The organism is Pseudomonas sp. Ost2, from assembly GCF_018326065.1.
GTDB lineage: Bacteria > Pseudomonadota > Gammaproteobacteria > Pseudomonadales > Pseudomonadaceae > Aquipseudomonas > Aquipseudomonas gingeri.
Window position 1 is genome coordinate 5,482,564 of record NZ_AP021904.1, and the last position, 17,016, is coordinate 5,499,579.

A 17,016-nucleotide genomic window follows, 5' to 3' on the forward strand; every position below is an offset into this window, starting at 1 on the left:
TCAGACTCCTTTTTGCAGGAGTGCGGTGAAGCGACGCTTGCTGTCCTCGGTGATCGACTCGATCTCGGCCGCCGCCGCGGAGGACTCCTTGCGCAGTTCCTGGATCAGGTTCAGGCTGCTGGCCTGGAACTCCACCACGGCATCGGCCAGGGCCTTGACCGAACTGGCTTTCAAGGTCCCGCCGTAACCGGCCTTGAGTGCCGCGTTCAACTGGTCGCCACCGACCCTGGCCTGAATTTCGAGGCTGGAGTTGATGCCGTCGTTCATCGCATTCAGGGTACTGGTGACTTCCGCCAGCCCACCGGACGAGGTAAAGCCCGCCGCCAGGCCGGTCAGCACGATCTCGTTGGTGGCGAAGAAACTGACGGCACGCTGGTACAGCCGTTCCTTCACCGAGTGGTACTGGCTCAGGCGCGCGAACACCAGTTCCGCCGCGTTGTAGGCGGTCTTGAGCTGCTCGGCGATGTCGGTGATGATCTGGAAGCGCTTGTCCTCGTCCTGCAGGTCACGCAGGGCGACATCCCGGGCCAGCTCCAGCTTGACCCGCTCCGACGCTTCAATCTCGGCGGGCTCCAGGGCCGCACCGGCATCGGCGAGGGCCTTGCGCCCGGCGTCCATCTTCGCCTGGGCGATCTTCTGCACCTCGCTGGCATCGACCTCGGCAGTCTTCATGGCCAGGCGATAATCCTGATAGGCCTCCAGAATCAGGGTTTCCAGGCGGATCTGCTCGTTCGCCGACTTGGCGACGTCCAGGTAGTTCTTGCGGATATCCTCGAACCGGTCCGGGATCGACCCCCGGCGCATGTTCATCCAGCCCAGGCGGATGCGCTCGGAAAATTGCAGCTTGCCGTCGGCCATCCACTCCATCATCTGCTTGGCATCGGACTGGATCGAATCGAAGCTGGTGGCGATATCGGCGTAACGGGTACTGATATCCATGCCCTGCAGCTTGTCGCGGACCGCGGCGTTGAACACCGTGGATTGTTGCAGGGTGGCGGCGATATTGGTGACACGGTTGGCGTCATACACCGACACCTTGTCCAGCAGCGCCAGCACCGGAGCGTTCTGGTCAGGGAAAGTGATGCCGATGGAGCGCAGCGCGGACATGGAGCGTTCGAGGTAGTTCATGAGCCTGTTCCCTATGCGGCGCCCTGAGGCAAGACGCCTTTATCCCTAGCCCTGACGAGCTGACGTGAACGCGAAATGGTAACAGAGCGCTGTAGGAAAAGTGCCTACCTGGCCAGTGGATTTTTATCAGAATGCCAGCACTGAAATCGCCACGCGGGCAACAGGCGGCAATAAAAAACCCGGACAGGGTCCGGGTTCTGCTGACAACGCGACGGCGGGTTATTCCGCGTCGGGAGCGGCCGGCTTGCGGCGCTTGAGCGGTGCCATGCCGTCCTTGCTGACCAGCGACAGGGCGTCGGTCTTCGGCCGGTTGGCGATCTTGCGCTTGGTCGGTGCCTTGGCCGACGACTTCTTCTTGTCGCCCTTGGCGTCGGTCTTTTTCTTCTTCACGCCCACGGCCTTGCCCGAAGCCTTGACCTTCTTCGGCCCGCTGTAGGTGCCTTTGACTTCCTTGATGGTGCGGCGCTCGAAGCTCTGCTTGAGGTAGCGCTCGATGCTCGACATCAGGTTCCAGTCACCGTGGCAGATCAGCGAGATCGCCAGGCCGTCGTTACCGGCACGCCCGGTGCGGCCGATGCGGTGGACATATTCGTCGCCGCTGCGCGGCATATCGAAGTTGATCACCAGGTCCAGGCCTTCCACATCCAGGCCACGGGCGGCGACGTCGGTGGCCACGAGGATCTTCACCCCGCCCTGCTTCAGGCGGTCGATGGCCAGCTTGCGGTCCTTCTGGTCCTTCTCGCCGTGCAGGACGAACGCCTTGTATTCCTGGGCGACCAGGCGACCGTAGATACGGTCGGCCATGGCCCGGGTGTTGGTGAAGACAATGGCCTTCTGGTAGGTCTCGTTGGCCAGCAACCAGTTGACGATCTGTTCTTTGTGCTGGTTGTGGTCGGCGGTGATGATCTGCTGGCGAGTGGTGTCGTTCAGCTGGCTGACCGCGTTGAGCTGCAGGTGCTCGGGGTTGTTCAGGACCTTGGCGATCATCTCGCGCAGGCCGGAACCGCCGGTGGTCGCGGAGAACAGCATGGTCTGCTGGCGGTTCGGGCATTCGTCCACCAGGCGCTGCACATCTTCGGCAAAGCCCATGTCGAGCATGCGGTCGGCTTCGTCGAGCACCAGCACTTCGACTTCCTTGAGGTCGAGGTTGCCGGCGTTCAGTTGCTCGATCATCCGCCCCGGGGTACCGATCAGGATATCCGGGACCTTGCGCAGCATGGCGGCCTGGACCTTGAAATCCTCGCCGCCGGTGATCAGGCCGGACTTGATGAAGGTGAACTGGGAGAAGCGCTCGACTTCCTTGAGGGTCTGCTGGGCCAGCTCGCGGGTCGGCAGCAGGATCAGGGTCTTGATGCTGACACGCACCTTGGCCGGGCCGATCAGGCGGTTGAGGATCGGCAGGACGAAGGCGGCGGTCTTGCCGCTGCCGGTTTGCGCCGTCACCCGCAGGTCACGCCCTTCGAGCGCGAGCGGAATGGCCGCTGCCTGCACGGGCGTTGGCTCGACAAATTTAAGCTCGGCCACGGCTTTGAGCAGGCGTTCGTGCAGGGCGAATTGGGAAAACACGGGTGCTACCTCGAAGAAATGCAAAATATTCAGCTGCATAGGGTAACGGTTTCGAGCGCCGAGGCCGAGTTTCTTTGCACTTTGAGCCACAAACAGTGACGTTTTTGTGAGCAGGTTTGTCTTCAACCGTCACATCCGCAGGCTTAAATGCTCTAATCGATTCGTTATTTCCTTCAGAAGATTCCTCTTTTCCCATGGATATGAAACAGCTCTGGCTCAATGCCCAGGACCTCTGGGGCGCCCTCGACCGACATCCCCTGCTGCACACCGGCCTGGGCCTGGTGTTCCTGCTGGTGGTGGCGCTGCTGCTCGGACGAGTGGCACGCTACCTGATCCTGCACGCGACCAAACTGCTCGGGCGCCAGCCGGCGATGCACTGGCTCAATGACCTGCACCAGAACAAGGTGTTCCATCGCCTGGCCCAGATGACGCCGTCGCTGGTGATCCAGTTCGGCCTGTACCTGGTGCCGGAACTGAGCAAGACCGCTCTGCTGTTCCTCGGCAACGCGGCGCTGGCCGTCACCCTGCTGTTCCTGGTCCTGGCCCTGAGCGCCCTGCTCAACGCCCTGCTGGATATCTATGCACGGACCGAACACGCGCGGACCCGCTCGATCAAGGGCTACGTGCAACTGGCGAAAATGGGGCTGTTCGTGCTCGGCGCCATCGTCATCGTCGCCACCCTGATCGACCGCTCGCCGCTGTTGCTGCTATCGGGTCTTGGCGCCATGTCGGCGGTGATCCTGTTGGTCTACAAGGACACCCTGCTGTCGTTCGTCGCCAGCGTGCAACTGACCAGCAACGACATGCTGCGGGTCGGCGACTGGATCGAGATGCCCCAGGTCGGCGCCGACGGCGATGTGGTGGACATCACCCTGCACACGGTCAAGGTGCAGAATTTCGACAAGACCATCGTCTCGATCCCGACCTGGCGCTTGATGTCCGAATCCTTCCGCAACTGGCGCGGCATGCAGCAGTCCGGCGGACGGCGGATCAAGCGCAGCCTGTTCATCGATGCCAGCGGCGTGCGCTTCCTGCATGACGAGGAAGAACAGCGCCTGAGCCAGGTCCGCCTGCTGACCGACTACATCGGCCGCAAGCAGGCCGAGCTGAAAAGCTGGAACGAGGCCCAGGGCAATGTCGCGGCGATGTCGGCCAACCGCCGGCGCATGACCAACCTCGGCACCTTCCGCGCCTATGCCCTGGCCTACCTGAAAAGCCATCCGGAGATCCAGGCCAACATGACCTGCATGGTCCGCCAGATGCAGACCACGGCCCAGGGCGTGCCCCTGGAAATCTACTGCTTCACCCGCACCACCGCCTGGGCCGACTACGAACGGATCCAGGGTGATATCTTCGATTATCTGCTGGCGGTGCTGCCGGAGTTTGGCTTGAGCCTGTACCAGCAGCCGAGCGGCGGCGACTTGCGCTCAGGGATGTTGCCGGCCTTGCTGGGCGCCAGCCATATTCCAGGCCCGGAACACCGTGCCCTGTAGGAACCGGCTCGCTGGCGATAGCGTCCCTTGCGCCGGCATCGCGACACTTATGGATGAGGGCTGACCGGTTCAACCCTCTCAAGCAGCCCGGCTCCCACAGGAATGCGGTCGGGCACATGCCTTGTGTGCATCGGAAAACTCGTGGCTTCCGACAATCCGGCGCCACGGTTATCCGCGATAAACGCCAGTACGGCGAACACCCAGCCGACTGATCCACACCGCCGCCAGAATCACCCCACCGCCCAGCAACAACCGCCCCAGATCCTCATGCTGGTTCCAGATCAGCAGGTTGATCAGCAGCCCCACCGGCACATGCAGGTTGTTCATCACCGCCAGGGTGCCGCCGTTGACCAGGCAGGCGCCCTTGTTCCACCAGTACAGGCCCAGCGCGGTGCTGACCAGTCCGAGGAACACCAGCACAGCCCATTGCAGCGGTGCTTCCGGCAGGTAGTTGGCCTTGCCGAACAGCAGGAAGGCCGGCAACGCCACCGCCAGCGCACCCAGGTAGAAATAGCCGAAACGGCGGTAGTGCGGCAGGTCGCTGGGATGACGCGCCACCAGGTGTTTGTAGAGCACCTGGCCGGCGGCATAGGTGAAGTTGGCCAGTTGCAACAGCAAAAAGCCCATGAAGAAGTCCGGGTTGATCCGGTCATAGCGGATCACCGCCGCGCCGCCCACGGCCACCAGCGCCGCGACCAGGGCCCAGGGGTTGAAGCGCCGGTTCAGGGCATCTTCGATCAGGGTCACGTGCAAGGGCGTGAGGATGGTGAACAGCAACACCTCCGGCACCGTCAGCACGCGGAAGCTCAGGTACAGGCAGACGTAGGTCACGCCGAACTGCAAGGCGCCGATCAGCAGCATGCCGCGCATGAACGCCGGCTCTACCTGGCGCCAGCGGGTCAGCGGGATGAACACCAGGCCGGCCAGCAACACCCGCACCAGCACGGCGAAGTAGCTGTCGACGTGACCGGCGAGGTATTCGCCGATCAGGCTGAAGGAAAACGCCTGGATCAGCGTGACGAAAAGCAGATAACCCATGAATGCCTCACCCATGTTGTGCGGTATGCCGACATCCTGTGTGGGAGCGGGCTTGCCCGCGAAGAGGCCCTGGCGGTCGCCAACAGCTTCGCGGGCAAGCCCGCTCCCACAAGGGAAACCGGCCTGGACAGATAGATGGCGGCGACCTTAACGGCTTTTCGGGGGGAGTGAAATCTCGGGCGAAAAAAAACCCGATCGGGCAGGGCAGCCGGATCGGGTTACGTGCACCAGGGAGCAACCGGTGCAAAGGGAGGTTCGATGCGCAAACAACTTGAAGGGGCTATTTCGCTGAGGACCAATAGAACACCCGGCGATTAGCTGAAGATTAAGGTCTCAGGCAATCTGCGCGATCCGGGCCTTGGCCTGGTTCAGGCCTTTTTCCTGGAAGTCGCCGCCCATGTTCAGGCCTTCGGCATGGATGAAGCTGACGTCATGGATACCGACGAAGGCCAGCACCTGGCGCAGATAGGGTTCCTGGTGATCGTTGGTGCCACCGGCATACAACCCGCCGCGGGCGGTGAGGACGTACGCTTGCTTGCCGGTCAACAGACCCTGCGGCCCGGTTTCGGTGTACTTGAAGGTCACGCCGGCCCGCAGCACATGGTCCAGCCAGGCCTTGAGGGTGCTCGGAATCGCGAAGTTGTACATCGGCGCGGCCAGTACCAGCACGTCCGCCGCCAGCAACTCGTCGGTCAGCAGGTTGGAGCGCTCGAGGGAGGCCTGCTCGATCTCGTTGCGCTGTTCAACCGGCTTCATCCAGCCGCCCAGCAAGTTGCCGTCCAGGTGGGGCACCGGGCTTTTCGCCAGGTCGCGCACACTGATCTGGTCGGTCGGGTGTGCAGCCTGCCATTGGCTGATGAACTGCTGGGTCAACTGACGGGAAACCGAGTCTTGCTGGCGGGCGCTGCTTTCGATGATCAGAACGCGGGACATGGGAGGTGCTCCATCGGTGGGTGCGGTAAGTCGATGGAGTGAAGGTTAAACAGCAGGATATCGATTAAAAAGCGGAAAAATCTGCTACAACCTATCTATAAATTTGTTTATAGACGGAGCATGCTTGTCGGCAATGCCCCACCGGTCTCATTTCGCCGAGCACGACAGGTCCATGCGCAGCCGGATGATCTTGCGGTTGAACTTGGCGGTGACGTTGGTGTTCCTGCCGGCCAGCACTTCCACCTGGCGGGTCCGCGGGGCTTCGGGGCCGTTGCGGAACACCACCTTGCACACCGCATCGGTCTTGCCGTAGTTGCTCAGATTGATCGAGCCGATGTCTTCATCGGTGTCGTAGGTGGTGTAGTCGATACTCAGGCCATTGAGTTGCTTCTCGACATCGATGGGATAGGCAAACGCGCTGAGTGGCAACAGCGCCAGCAACACACAACAGATCTTTCTCATTCGGCGGTCTCCAATGTAGACCGCCAGCTTAGGACAAGAGGAGCCCAACTTGAAAGCGCCCCGCGTGACCCTCGATCAATGGCGAACGTTGCAGGCCGTGGTCGATCATGGCGGCTTCGCCCAGGCGGCCGAAGCCCTGCATCGCTCGCAGTCGTCTGTCAGCTATACCGTGGCCCGCATGCAGGACCAGCTCGGCGTGCCGCTGCTGCGCATCGATGGGCGCAAGGCGGTACTGACCGAAGCCGGTGGCGTGTTGCTGCGCCGCTCGCGGCAACTGGTGAAACAGGCCAGCCAGCTCGAAGACCTCGCCCATCACATGGAACAGGGCTGGGAAGCCGAGGTACGCCTGGTGGTCGACGCCGCCTACCCCAATGCCCGGCTGGTACGGGCCCTGACCGCCTTCATGCCGCAGAGCCGCGGCTGCCGTGTGCGCCTGCGCGAGGAAGTGCTGTCCGGCGTCGAGGAAGTACTGCTCGAAGGCGTCGCCGACCTGGCCATCAGCGGTTTCAATATCCCCGGCTACCTGGGCACCGAAATGAGCACGGTGGAGTTCGTCGCCGTCGCCCATCCGGAACACGCCCTGCATCGCCTGCAACGGGAACTGACCTTCCAGGACCTGGAAAGCCAGCTGCAAGTGGTGATCCGCGACTCCGGCCGCCAACAGCCACGGGATGTCGGCTGGCTCGGCGCCGAGCAGCGCTGGACCGTCGGCAGCCTCGCCACCGCCGCCACCTTTGTCGGCAACGGACTGGGCTTTGCCTGGTTGCCACGCCACATGATCGAACGGGAAATCCGCGAAGGCCTGCTCAAGCAACTACCCTTGGACCAGGGCGGCAGCCGCCACCCGACGTTCTACCTGTACTCGAACAAGGACAAACCCCTGGGACCGGCGACGCAGATTCTCGTCGAGCTGTTGCGCACCTTCGACACCGCGCCACTGGACGCCCCCTTCGCGGCTCCCCAGCAAGCCTGACAGGACGTTGACCGATGGCCTATTTCGAACACGACGGTTGCACACTGCATTACGAGGAACATGGCCACGGCACGCCGGTGCTGCTGGTACACGGCCTGGGCTCCAGCGGCCTGGACTGGGAGATGCAGGTGCCGGTGCTGGCCGAACACTACCGGGTGATCGTCATGGATATCCGTGGCCATGGCCGCTCCGACAAGCCCCGCGAGCGCTACAGCATCGGCGGTTTCAGCGCCGATATCGTGGCGCTGATCGAACACCTGGAACTGGGCCGCGTGCATCTGGCGGGCCTGTCCATGGGCGGGATGATCGGCTTCCAGATCGCCGTGGACCAGCCACAGCTGCTGAGAAGCCTGTGCGTGATCAACAGTGCTCCCGAGGTCAAGGTGCGCACCCCCGGTGACTACTGGCAGTGGGCCAAGCGCTGGAGCCTGGCACGCCTGCTGAGCCTGAACAGTATCGGCAAGGCCCTCGGCTCGATGCTGTTTCCCAAGCCGGAACAGGAAGAATTGCGCCGCAAGATGACCGAGCGCTGGGCAAAAAACGACAAACGTGCTTATCTCGCCAGCTTCGACGCCATCGTCGGTTGGGGGGTGCAGGAACGACTTTCACGTATCACCTGTCCAACCCTGATCGTCAGCGCCGACCGCGACTACACCCCGGTCGCGCTGAAGGAAAGCTATGTCAAACTGATTCCCGACGCGCGACTGGTGGTCATCGCCGACTCCCGTCACGCGACACCACTGGACCAACCCAAGGTCTTCAACCGTACCCTGCTCGAGTTTCTAACCGCAGTCGAAACCACCACCCAGGATCACTGAACCATGCTGAAAAAAATCGCCCTCTTCACCGGCTCCGTCTTGTTCGCCGCCAACCTGATGGCCGCTACCGATGCCGCCAAGGCACCCCATGTGCAACTGGTGACCACCAACGGCACCATCGAAATCGAACTGGACCCGGTCAAGGCGCCGATCAGTACCGAGAACTTCCTCAAGTACGTGGACAGCGGCTTCTACACCAACACGATCTTCCACCGGGTGATTCCGGGCTTCATGATCCAGGGCGGCGGTTTTACCCAGCAGATGCAGCAGAAAACCACCAGGGATCCGATCAGGAACGAAGCCAGCAACGGCCTGCACAACGTGCGTGGCACCCTGTCGATGGCACGGACCTCGGACCCGAACTCGGCCACCAGCCAGTTCTTCATCAACGTCGCGGACAATGCCTTTCTCGATCCGGGCCGCGACGCCGGTTATGCCGTATTCGCCAAGGTAGTGAAAGGCATGGACGTGGTCGACATCATCGTCAACTCGCAAACAACCACCCAACAAGGCATGCAGAATGTGCCGGTCAATCCGGTGATCATCAAGTCGGCCAAGCGCATCGACTAAAGGCAGGCGCCAACCGTGGGCCGGGTGCCCGTGGCTGGCGCTGCTTCACTTTCAAGGAGAGCCCGCCCGACGGGCGTCAGACCCCATGCTCTATCGTCGTTTTGAACAACTGATCGATATCTTCCGCGACGCCCCCACCGCCGCCCCGCCCAACACCGTCCTGCCCTTCTACCTGTATTACTTGCGCCAGGTCTGGCCGAGTTTCGCCGCGCTGCTGGTGGTCGGCCTGTTCGCCGCGCTGATCGAGGTGGCACTGTTCAGCTACCTGAGCCGGATCATCGACCTGGCCCAGGGCACGCCCAATACCGATTTCTTCACGATCCATGGCGGCGAGCTGCTGTGGATGACGGTGGTCGCCCTGGTCCTGCGGCCGATCTTCTTCGGCCTGCACGACCTGCTGGTGCACCAGACCATCAGCCCGGGCATGACCAGCATGATCCGCTGGCAGAACCACAGCTATGTGCTCAAGCAGAGCCTGAACTTCTTCCAGAACGATTTTGCCGGACGCATCGCCCAGCGCATCATGCAGACCGGCAACTCCCTGCGCGACTCCGCCGTCCAGGCCGTCGACGCGCTCTGGCACGTGCTGATCTACGTGATCAGTTCCCTGGTGCTGTTCGTCGAGGCCGACTGGCGCCTGATGATCCCGCTGCTGGTCTGGCTCGCCGCCTACTGCGGTGCCCTCTACTACTTCGTGCCGAGGGTGAAGGAACGCTCGGTGATCTCCTCCGATGCGCGCTCCAAGCTCATGGGCCGGATCGTCGACGGCTACACCAATATCACCACCCTGAAGCTGTTCGCCCATACCCATTTCGAACAGCAGTACGCCCGCGAGGCGCTGGTGGAACAGACCGAGAAAACCCAGCTGGCCTCCCGCGTGGTGACCAGCATGGACGTCGCCATCACCAGCATGAACGGCCTGCTGATCGTCAGCACCACGGGCCTGGCCCTGTGGCTCTGGACCCAGTCGCTGATCTCGGTCGGCGCCATCGCCCTGGCCACCGGCCTGGTGATCCGCATCGTCAACATGTCCGGCTGGATCATGTGGGTGGTCAACGGCATCTTCGAAAATATCGGCATGGTCCAGGACGGCCTGCAGACCATCGCCCAGCCCGTCAGCGTGACCGATCGCGAGCAGGCCCCGCGCCTGGCGGTCAGTCAGGGCGAGGTGCGCTTCGAGCATGTGGACTTCCACTACGGCAAGCGCAGCGGGGTGATCGGCGATCTCAACCTGACCATTCGTCCTGGCGAGAAAATCGGCCTGATCGGCCCTTCCGGCGCCGGCAAGTCGACCCTGGTCAACCTGCTGCTGCGGCTCTATGACCTGCAGGGCGGACGCATCCTGGTGGATGGCCAGGACATCGCCGAAGTCGCCCAGGAAAGCCTGCGCGAGCGCATCGGCATGATCACCCAGGACACCTCGCTGCTGCACCGCTCGATCCGCGACAACCTGTTGTACGGCAAGCCCGATGCCAGCGATGCCGAGCTCTGGGAAGCGGTGCACAAGGCCAGGGCCGACGAGTTCATTCACCTGCTCTCGGACGCCGAGGGCCGTACCGGCTTCGACGCCCATGTCGGCGAGCGCGGGGTGAAACTCTCCGGCGGCCAGCGCCAGCGCATCGCCATTGCCCGGGTGCTGCTCAAGGACGCGCCGATCCTGATCATGGACGAGGCGACCTCGGCACTGGATTCGGAAGTCGAGGCGGCGATCCAGGAAAGCCTGGAAACCCTGATGGAGGGCAAGACCGTGATCGCCATCGCCCACCGTCTCTCGACCATCGCCCGCATGGATCGCCTGGTGGTCCTGGAAAACGGCCGTATCGCCGAAACCGGCAGCCATGCCGAGCTGCTGGCCCATGGCGGCCTGTATGCGCGGCTGTGGCAACACCAGACCGGTGGGTTCGTCGGTATCGACTGATTCGCGCCAGCTCCCCCCCCGCTGATGCCACGGCCCTTTGAAAACAAGGGCCGTGGTCGTTTCCAGGCACTGGAATTGTCGGTAGATCCTGCTGTACTCATCCCAGGTTCCGGCATGGGACCTGTTGTCAGACTGCACGGATGCATCATCGCGTTATCGAAGCGATAGGCTGACCTATCAAGGACGGGACGCATGTCTCTGTTCAAACGTTCTATCACAGAAGGAATAGGTACTTTCTGGCTGGTTCTGGGAGGTTGCGGCAGCGCGGTACTGGCGGCGGCATTTCCCGCCGTGGGCATCGGCCTGCTTGGCGTCTCCCTGGCGTTCGGGCTGACGGTGCTGACCATGGCCTTCGCCATCGGCCATATCAGTGGCTGTCATCTGAATCCGGCGGTTTCCGTCGGGCTGGTGGTCGGCGGGCGCTTTCCGTTGCGGGAACTGCCGGCCTATGTGCTCGCCCAGGTGATCGGTGGCATCGTCGCAGCGGCGTTGCTGTTCTTCATCGCCAGCGGCAAGCCCGGCTTCGAACTGGCCGGGGGCCTGGCCGCCAACGGCTACGGCGCGCATTCTCCCGGGGGGTATTCGGTCGTCGCGGGGTTTGTCTGCGAACTGGTCATGACGGCGATGTTCCTGTTGATCATTCTCGGCGCCACCGACCCACGCGCTCCCGCCGGACTGGCGCCCATCGCCATCGGCCTGGCACTCACGCTGATCCACCTGATCTCGATCCCGGTGACCAATACGTCGGTCAACCCGGCCCGCAGCACCGGACCGGCCTTGATCGTCGGCGGTTGGGCGCTCCAGCAGTTGTGGCTGTTCTGGCTCGCACCGCTGCTCGGGGCGCTGTTCGGTGGCCTGGTCTATCGCTGGCTGGGCAAGGACGATGGCTGATACGGCAACGGCGAAGGTCAGGCCTGCCGGTAAGGCAGCGCCGCCCTCGCCTCTTCGGCATAGGCCAGGATGCCGACCCGCTCGCGTGCCAGGAAATCGCTCACCGCCGCCTTGAGGCCGGGATGGCGCAGGTAATGCCAGGAATGGGTGATCACCGGTTCGAAACCGCGAATCAGCTTGTGCTCGCCCTGGGCCCCGGCGTCGAAACGTTGCAGGCCGTGGGCGATGGCGTAGTCCATGCCCTGGTAGAAGCAGGTTTCGAAATGCAGGCGATCGAACTCGGCCAGGCAGCCCCAGTAACGGCCATAGAAACTGTCGCCACCGATCAGGCTGAAGGCCATGGCCACCTGGCGTGCATCCTGGCGGGCCAGGACCACCCGGATCGCCTCGGGCATGCGCTCGGCCAGCAGGCTGAAGAATTCCCGGGTCAGGTACGGCGTCTGGCGGCGTACCGCGTAGGTGTTGGCGTAGCAGGCGTAGACGAAGTCCCACTGCGCCTCGCTCAGCTCGCGACCTTCCAGCCATTCGAACTCGAAGCCCTGGGCCGCGACCTGCTCGCGCTCCTTGCGCATCTGCTTGCGCTTGCGCGAGCTCAGGGCGTCGAGGAAATCCTGGAAGTCGCGGTACTCGCGGTTCTGCCAATGGTATTGGCAACCGAAACGCTGCAGCCAGCCCGGCTGTTCCGCCAGGGCGGCATCGGCCAGGCTGTCGGTGAAGTTGATATGGGCGCTGGACAGCTCCTCGATCTCCAGGTACCCCGGCAGCGCCGCCAGCAGTTCGAAACCGTCCGCGGCACTGGCTGCCAGCAGGCGCGAGCCACTGACCGGACTGAACGGCACCGCCGTCAACAGTTTGGGATAGTAGGCGATCCCGGCTCGCTCGCAGGCGTCGGCCCAGCCGTGGTCGAACACGTACTCGCCGTAGGAGTGCCACTTGCGATAGCTGGGCAGCGCCGCGATCAGCCGTCCCTGCTCGACGTGCAGCAGGTGCTCGGGCTGCCAGCCGGAATGTTCACCCAGGCTGCCGCTGTCCTCCAGGGCGCTGAGGAAGGCGTGGCGCAGAAACGGTTGCCCTGCGGGCACCAGCGCATCCCAATCCGCGGGAACGATCTCGGACAGGCTTTGCAGACGTTGTAGCGGCATCGGTATCCCCAGGCAGGTGCATAACGCCGTGGGAGTATCGCGCAAGTGCCCGGCCATGAGAACCAGCAGTCCTGTGCCGGCCCGATGTTAAAAAGTTCTTCATTGGACTTGCGCGGGCGGCGGGGGCAATCTTGCTCCCATCTTGAAGGGCGCTGGCAACGGCCTGGAACGCTGCGGCGAGCGTACGATCGCCGGGGCAAAAAAAGACCCCGCCGAAGCAGGGTCAAGGAGCCGTGGAAGCTTTAACGGATGAAGAAAAAGCTTGGGATCACGAAGTCGCCCGGCCCTCGGGCCAGGCGACCATTACGCTGGAGCTTCCTGAATTACAGGAAGTTGTAGGTGTAGTTGAAGATCAGACGGGTCTGGTCTTGCGCCGCGACGTTGGTGTCGCCGCGATAGGTACCGGTACGCAGGGTAGTGCCGAAGCCCTTGAGCATGCCGCTCTGGATCACGTAGTCCACACGCAGGTCACGTTCCCATTCGGTCTGGTCCTTGCCGACACCGGTGGTGGCCTTGATGTCGGTACCGCGCAGGTAGGCGATCGATGCCTTCAGGCCAGGTACGCCGAGCTTGGCGAAGTCGTACGAGTACTGACCGAAGTTGGTCTGCTCGCCAGCACGGATGAAGCTGCCAACCACGCTGTCGGTGAACAGGTAGAAGCTGGAACCGCCGTTGCCTTCGGCACGACCGTTGCCATCGACCACGTTGCCTTCGTTGTTGAACACGAAGCCGCCGTCGTCGCTGACGCTCTGGTGACCGAGCATGATGGCATGGCCGCCCAGGGTATAGGTGAACATGGCGGTCCAGGTCTTGTTATCGACCTCGCCCTTGTTCTTGGCATAGCCACCGTTGTTGTTGAACTGGTAGCCGGCGTCGCCATTCTTGCCGTCGGAACGGCTGTCGAAGTAACGCAGGTCAGTCTTGAACGACTGGTCGTCACCGATCGGCAATACGTGTACCAGGCCGAGGAAGTCCTGTTTGTAGAAGTCCTGCATCTCAGCGTGGTAGTACTGCAGCATCAGGTCTTTGGTAACTTTCCAATCACCACCGGCGAAGCGGAACTGGTTGCTGTCACGAGTGGCACCGGCAACCGAAAAACCGGTGTCGTTGCTCGATGCACGGCCATAGACGTGCTCGAGTTGACCTGCGGTCAGGGTGACGTTGTCGATTTCCTTGGAGGTGACGATGCCACCGTCGAAGGTTTGCGGCAGCAGGCGGCTGTCGTTGGAAACCAGGATCGGCAGGTTTGGCGCCAGGGCGCTACCCACGTGGGCTTCGGTCTTGGAAACGAGGAACTTGGCGTTCGCGCCTACGCGACCCCAGGTTTGCGAGGCCCCACCATCGCTATCGCTGGGGAAGAAGGAGTTGCTGTCCGGGTGATGGCCACGGCCACCGTCCAGGTGAATACCCATCAGAGCCTGGGCGTCGAGACCAAAGCCAACGGTACCCTGGGTGAAGCCCGACTTGTAGTCAAGCTTGAAGCCTTGCGCGGTTTCATCCTGGTCGTTCGCAGTGCCTTCACGGGTGTCCGCGCGATAGTAGAAAGTACGCGAGCTGATAGAAGCCTTGCTGTCTTCGATAAAACCGGCGGCGCCAGCGTGCTGGGCCAAAACCCCTACGGCCACAGCCAGGGCCAAGGTGGATTTTTTCATTGTTTCGCTCCTCAAGGTTCAAACGCTTCTGTTCTGAGCGCCATCCATTGCCATCAAACGCCTGTGCGGTCGTTGCGTAGGGCCCGACCAGCTTTGTTGGGAGGGAATCTTGGCGTGGGGTTATTTCAGCGGAGTTGCTGGTACATTAAGGTTTTATGACAGCGGAACTTTTTGAAACACATTGGAAAAAGCGCAAAGCCCCGGTTGACGGGGCTTTGCACGGAAAATAGTGGCTTTTTGAGATTATCGCGGATCAGGGTTTTTCTGCGTTTTGCTGCTCGGCGGACAACTGCCGGGCCAAAGCGTCGAGATTCTCGACCGGCGGTTCGGGCATTTTCCTCAGCACACCCTGCATCAACCGCATCTGGCGAATGAAACGCCGGCAGTTGGGGCAGAACATCAGGTGGTGGCGCACCATCAGGCGCTCCCGAAAGCTCAGTTGGCCATCGAGGTAGTCGCTGGAGCGTGCCACTTGTTCCTTGCAGGTCAGCATTCGCCGGTTTCCTCAAAATGCTCCACGGTCGCGAAGACTTTCAGTCGGGCCCTGTGCAGCAGTACCCGGACATTAGAGAGCGAAATCTCGAGAAGATTACAGATCTCTTCCAGTTCCAGCCCCTGGCGCTCGCGCAACAGCAATACACTGCTCTGCAATTCGGAAAGACTCAACAGCGTATGCTCCAGGCATTCACGCAGTTCGTCTTCGCTGAGCAGGGCTTCCGGGGTGTCCTCATGCCAGGAGAACGGCGCCAGCGCCCAGTGCCCGTCACTGGCAAAACGCTCGTCGCCAATGGTGCCATGGGGCGAAGGCAGGTCGTCGAGCAGGACTTCCCGGCGATTCTGCTTGTAGCGATTCTTCGCCGCGTTCGCGGTGATGGTCAGCAACCAGGTCTTGAGGCTCGAACGGCCCTGGAATCCCGAGAGGTTGCGCACCACCGCCAGCCAGGCGTCCTGTACGGCTTCATCGGCCTGGCGACTGCCGACGATGGCATAGGCCACCGCGCGCATCGCACTCTGGTAGGTACTGACCAACTCCTTGTAAGCCCGCTGGTCGCCTGCCAGCAGTCGCTCAAGCAGTTGAGTATCGTCCATCGCCGCCATTCACAACCTCGAGTTCGGATTTCCGGGACATCATGGAGCATCAGTTTTTGCCGCTGCTCTATACCCATGTTCAACACGAGAATAGCGATCTCTCCCTGAAACGCATCGGAACAGGGACAGCGTCCCTCCCGTCTGGCGCGCACACGATGCCAGACGCGAAGGCGCCGATCAACGTTTGCGCAGGATCACGCTGCCGATCGAATAACCGGCGCCGAACGAGCTGAGTACGGCCAGGGAGCCGGACGCCAGATCGTCCTGGTTCTTGTGGAAAGCGATCACGGAACCGGCCGAACTGGTGTTGGCGTAGGTGTCGAGAATCACCGGCGCTTCCGTTTCCGAGGCTTCGCGCCCCAACAGCTTCCTGACGATCAGGTGGTTCATGCTGAGGTTGGCCTGGTGCAGCCAGAAACGCTTCACGTCGCCGACATTCAGCTGGTTCTCCTGCAGGTGGGTGCCGATCAGTTCGGCGACCATCGGACAGACATCGCGGAACACCTTGCGGCCTTCCTGGACGAACAGCTTGTCCGGGGCGTCGATGCCCTCTTCCGCGGTGCGATTGAGGAAACCGAAGTTGTTGCGGATATTGTTGGAGAACTTGGTCAGCAGCTTGGTGCTGACGATATCGAACTGGTAGGGCGAGGTCGCCAGGTCCGCACGCTCGATCACCACCGCCGTCGCGGCATCGCCGAAGATGAAGTGGCTGTCGCGGTCACGGAAGTTCAGGTGACCGGTGCAGATTTCCGGGTTGACCATCAGGATCGCCCGCGCCTGGCCCAACTGTATGCTGTTGCTCGCAGCCTGGATGCCGAAGGTCGCCGAGGAACAGGCCACGTTCATGTCGAAACCGAAGCCCTGGATGCCCAGCGCTTCCTGGACCTCGATCGCCACGGCCGGGTAGGCCCGTTGCAGGTTGGAACAGGCGACGATCACCCCGTCGATATCCGCGGCGGTCTTGCCGGCGCGCAGCAGGGCCTGCTCGGCGGCACCGATGGCCATCTGGCAGAGGATCGACCACTCGTCGTTGCTGCGCTCGGGCAGGCGCGGCTTCATGCGCCGGGGATCGAGAATGCCGTCCTTGTCCATGACAAAGCGGCTCTTGATACCGGACGCCTTTTCGATGAAGGCCGCACTGGACTCGGTCAAGGCCTGAACCTCACCGCGTTCGATAGCTGCCGCATTTTCGTCATTGAACAGCTGTACATAGGTATTGAAAGACTGCACCAGCTCTTCGTTGGAGATGCTGTTGGCCGGGGTGTACAGGCCGGTGCCGCTGATGACGACGTTATGCACGGTCGTTCCTCTATATTCTGTTCAGGCAGAAAGCATTGGCACCG

The 17,016-nt window shown here is 62.2% G+C and carries 16 protein-coding genes; 6 read left to right on the forward strand and 10 right to left on the reverse strand.

The features are described from left to right. Positions 1 to 1,128 carry a hypothetical protein gene (locus KI243_RS24055; protein WP_017124519.1) on the reverse strand — a complete coding sequence of 376 codons (1,128 nt, stop codon included), beginning with the start codon at positions 1,126 to 1,128 and terminating at the stop codon, positions 1 to 3. A gap of 219 nt (positions 1,129 to 1,347) precedes the next feature. Further along, on the reverse strand, positions 1,348 to 2,694 hold the full coding sequence (locus KI243_RS24060) for a DEAD/DEAH box helicase (protein WP_042934668.1): 1,347 nt from the start codon (positions 2,692 to 2,694) through the stop codon (positions 1,348 to 1,350). 194 nt (positions 2,695 to 2,888) lie between these two features. Here KI243_RS24060 and KI243_RS24065 point away from each other — a divergent pair, with 194 nt between their 5' ends. After that, positions 2,889 to 4,187 carry a mechanosensitive ion channel family protein gene (locus tag KI243_RS24065; RefSeq protein WP_103033110.1) on the forward strand — a complete coding sequence of 433 codons (1,299 nt, stop codon included), beginning with the start codon at positions 2,889 to 2,891 and terminating at the stop codon, positions 4,185 to 4,187. Positions 4,188 to 4,355: 168 nt separating this feature from the next. Here the strand turns inward: KI243_RS24065 and KI243_RS24070 are convergent, their stop codons facing one another. The 3 genes from KI243_RS24070 to KI243_RS24080 form a co-directional block, all read right to left on the reverse strand. Then, entirely contained in the window at positions 4,356 to 5,225 is an 870-nt protein-coding gene (locus tag KI243_RS24070) for a carboxylate/amino acid/amine transporter (protein ID WP_212809983.1), read from the reverse strand. A gap of 333 nt (positions 5,226 to 5,558) precedes the next feature. Next, complete coding sequence (locus KI243_RS24075; protein ID WP_017124523.1) at positions 5,559 to 6,158, reverse strand: FMN-dependent NADH-azoreductase; 600 nt, start codon at positions 6,156 to 6,158, stop codon at positions 5,559 to 5,561. Positions 6,159 to 6,305: 147 nt separating this feature from the next. Next, positions 6,306 to 6,620: a 3-phosphoglycerate kinase gene (locus KI243_RS24080; protein WP_177088576.1), complete on the reverse strand. Its 315-nt coding sequence runs from the start codon at positions 6,618 to 6,620 to the stop codon at positions 6,306 to 6,308. Between the two features lie 49 nt (positions 6,621 to 6,669). Between KI243_RS24080 and KI243_RS24085 the strand changes: the two genes are divergently transcribed. The 5 genes from KI243_RS24085 to aqpZ all read left to right on the forward strand — a co-directional run bounded on the left by KI243_RS24085 (position 6,670) and on the right by aqpZ (position 11,790). After that, positions 6,670 to 7,593 (forward strand): LysR family transcriptional regulator, encoded by a 924-nt coding sequence (locus tag KI243_RS24085; protein ID WP_212809984.1) that lies wholly within the window; start codon positions 6,670 to 6,672, stop codon positions 7,591 to 7,593. Positions 7,594 to 7,607: 14 nt separating this feature from the next. Beyond that, positions 7,608 to 8,411, forward strand: a complete 804-nt coding sequence (locus KI243_RS24090) for an alpha/beta hydrolase (RefSeq protein WP_212809985.1) — start codon at positions 7,608 to 7,610, stop codon at positions 8,409 to 8,411. 3 nt (positions 8,412 to 8,414) lie between these two features. Beyond that, positions 8,415 to 8,981 carry a peptidylprolyl isomerase gene (locus KI243_RS24095; RefSeq protein ID WP_212809986.1) on the forward strand — a complete coding sequence of 189 codons (567 nt, stop codon included), beginning with the start codon at positions 8,415 to 8,417 and terminating at the stop codon, positions 8,979 to 8,981. Positions 8,982 to 9,066: 85 nt separating this feature from the next. Further along, entirely contained in the window at positions 9,067 to 10,899 is a 1,833-nt protein-coding gene (locus tag KI243_RS24100; RefSeq protein ID WP_212809987.1) for an ABC transporter ATP-binding protein, read from the forward strand. 192 nt (positions 10,900 to 11,091) lie between these two features. Beyond that, on the forward strand, positions 11,092 to 11,790 hold the full coding sequence (gene aqpZ, locus KI243_RS24105) for an aquaporin Z (protein ID WP_017124529.1): 699 nt from the start codon (positions 11,092 to 11,094) through the stop codon (positions 11,788 to 11,790). A gap of 17 nt (positions 11,791 to 11,807) precedes the next feature. On the opposite strand, the gene KI243_RS24110 is transcribed toward aqpZ, so the two are convergent. From KI243_RS24110 to KI243_RS24130, 5 genes are all read right to left on the reverse strand, one after another. After that, on the reverse strand, positions 11,808 to 12,932 hold the full coding sequence (locus tag KI243_RS24110) for a GNAT family N-acetyltransferase (protein WP_212809988.1): 1,125 nt from the start codon (positions 12,930 to 12,932) through the stop codon (positions 11,808 to 11,810). A gap of 323 nt (positions 12,933 to 13,255) precedes the next feature. Then, positions 13,256 to 14,584, reverse strand: coding sequence for an OprD family outer membrane porin (locus tag KI243_RS24115; protein ID WP_212809989.1), 1,329 nt, complete (start codon positions 14,582 to 14,584; stop codon positions 13,256 to 13,258). A gap of 253 nt (positions 14,585 to 14,837) precedes the next feature. Next, positions 14,838 to 15,077 (reverse strand): zf-HC2 domain-containing protein, encoded by a 240-nt coding sequence (locus tag KI243_RS24120; protein ID WP_017124531.1) that lies wholly within the window; start codon positions 15,075 to 15,077, stop codon positions 14,838 to 14,840. Continuing rightward, positions 15,071 to 15,682: an RNA polymerase sigma factor gene (locus KI243_RS24125; RefSeq protein ID WP_017124532.1), complete on the reverse strand. Its 612-nt coding sequence runs from the start codon at positions 15,680 to 15,682 to the stop codon at positions 15,071 to 15,073. Before KI243_RS24125 ends, KI243_RS24120 begins: the two co-directional genes overlap by 7 nt. 168 nt (positions 15,683 to 15,850) lie before the next feature. Continuing rightward, positions 15,851 to 16,972, reverse strand: a complete 1,122-nt coding sequence (locus KI243_RS24130) for a beta-ketoacyl-ACP synthase III (RefSeq protein WP_017124533.1) — start codon at positions 16,970 to 16,972, stop codon at positions 15,851 to 15,853. Between the last annotated feature and the right edge of the window lie 44 nt (positions 16,973 to 17,016).